The sequence below is a fragment of the Cobetia sp. genome, from assembly GCF_983723665.1.
The window spans coordinates 1-2046 of the sequence record NZ_CFDJES010000270.1 but is presented as its reverse complement, the minus strand read 5'-3'; the positions used below and the strand labels follow the sequence as shown (position 1 = coordinate 2046).

Annotated in this window: 2 protein-coding genes; both read left to right on the top strand. The window is 65.7% G+C overall.

Features of this window, described 5'->3' with window-relative positions:
- Window positions 1-15 precede the first annotated feature (15 nt).
- Window positions 16-684, top strand: coding sequence for an arsenical resistance protein ArsH (gene arsH, locus AC4FAH_RS14750; protein WP_490246332.1), 669 nt, complete (start codon window positions 16-18; stop codon window positions 682-684).
- A 61-nt stretch (window positions 685-745) separates the two neighbouring features.
- A partial coding sequence (locus AC4FAH_RS14745) for an arsenic transporter (RefSeq protein WP_490246331.1) occupies window positions 746-2046 on the top strand: 1301 nt, incomplete at its 3' end.

The following is a 2046-nucleotide window of genomic DNA, read 5'->3' as shown; positions in this document are numbered from 1 at the left end:
GAACACTGGCGACCGCTGGAGATCGATCGCCTGGTCGGGCCGGATGCCCCGCGTCATGCACCGCGCATTCTGGTGCTGTACGGCTCCCTGCGTGAGCGTTCTTTCTCACGCTTCGCCGCCGAGGAAGCGGCGCGCCTGCTGCGTGCCTTCGGTGCCGAGGTGCGCCTTTACTCGCCAGCCGGCCTGCCATTGCCGGATGACTGCGAGGCCGATCATCCCAAGGTGCAGGAGCTGCGCGAGCTGGCCCAGTGGTCCGAGGGCATGCTGTGGGCGAGCCCGGAGCGCCACGGCGCGATGACCTCGATCATGAAGGCACAGATCGACTGGATTCCCCTGTCACTGGGCGGCGTGCGCCCCACCCAGGGCAAGACGCTGGCCATCCTGCAGGTCAGTGGTGGTAGCCAGAGCTTCAACAGCGTCAATCAGCTGCGCATTCTGGGCCGCTGGATGCGCATGCTGACCATCCCCAACCAGTCATCCGTGCCCAAGGCCTTCAATGAATTCGACGAGCATGGCCGCATGCGCCTGTCGCCGCTCTATCTGCGCATCGTCGATGTCTGTGAAGAGCTGATGAAGTTCACCTGGATGAACCGCGACCGCAGCGCCTATCTGACCGAGCGCTACTCGGAGCGTGTCGAGAGCGCCGAAGAGGTCTCCCGACGCGTCAATCAGAGCACGATCTGACGCAATCCGCGGTCGCGCACGCGGCTTCTCACTTACTCTTCACCCTCGACAAGGAGACGTCATGCTTGCCTTGGCAATCTTCGCCATCACGCTGGCACTGGTGATCTGGCAGCCACGTGGGCTGGGCATCGGCACCAGCGCCCTCGGCGGCGCCGTGGTCGCGCTGGCCTGCGGCGTGGTCAATCTGCCGGATGTGCTGGTGGTCTGGGATATCGTCTGGGACGCCACCTTCACCTTCGTGGCGCTGATCATCATCTCGCTGATCCTCGATGAGGCGGGCTTCTTCAGCTGGGCCGCACTGCATGTCGCGCGCTGGGGCGGCGGCAACGGACGCAAGCTGTTTCCGCTCATCGTGCTGCTGGGCGCGGTGATCGCGGCCTTCTTCGCCAATGATGGCGCGGCCCTGCTGCTGACGCCGATCGTGATCGCGATTCTGGTGCGCCTGGAATTCTCGGCGGCGGCCTCGCTGGCCTTCATCATCGCCACCGGCTTCGTGGCCGACTCCACCAGCCTGCCGCTGGTGATCTCGAATCTGGTCAACATCGTCAGCGCCAACTACTTCGACATCTCCTTCACGCATTACGCCGCCGTGATGGTGCCGGTCGATCTGATCGCGCTGGCCGCCACGCTGATCGTGCTGTGGCTGATGTTCCGCAAGGAGCTGCCCTCGCACTACGCGCTGGAGAAGCTCGAGGCACCGTCGAGCGCCATCAAGGACCGCCAGGTATTCCGCGCGGCCTTCCCGCTGCTGGGGGTGCTGCTGGTGTCCTACTTCGTGACCGCGCCGCTGGGCATTCCGCTCGCCGTCGTCACCGGCAGCGCCGCGCTGATTCTGCTGGCCATCGCCGGGCGCTGGCTGGGCAGCGGTGATGCCGTGATCGAACTCGGCCCGGTGCTGCGCGGGGCGCCGTGGCAGATCGTGCTGTTCTCGGTGGGCATGTATCTGGTGGTCTACGGGCTGGGCAATGCCGGCCTGACCGATCACGCCAGCGACATCCTCGCCTGGCTTGCCAGTCAGGGCGAGCTGGTCGCCACCCTCGGCACCGGCGTGCTGGCCGCCGTCACCGCCTCGGTGATGAACAACATGCCGGCCACGCTGATCGGCGCGCTGGCCATCGACCACCTCACCGCGCAGCAGGTCAGTGACGCGACGCGTGAGCTGATGGTCTACGCCAACGTGATCGGCAATGATCTGGGGCCCAAGTTCACCCCGATCGGCAGTCTCGCCACACTGCTGTGGCTGCATGTGCTCGATCAGAAAGGTCATCACATCAGCTGGGGGCAGTACATGAAGGTCGGCCTGGTGCTGACGCCGCCGGTGCTGATCGCCACCCTGCTCGGCCTGTGGGCCTGGCTGGGCGT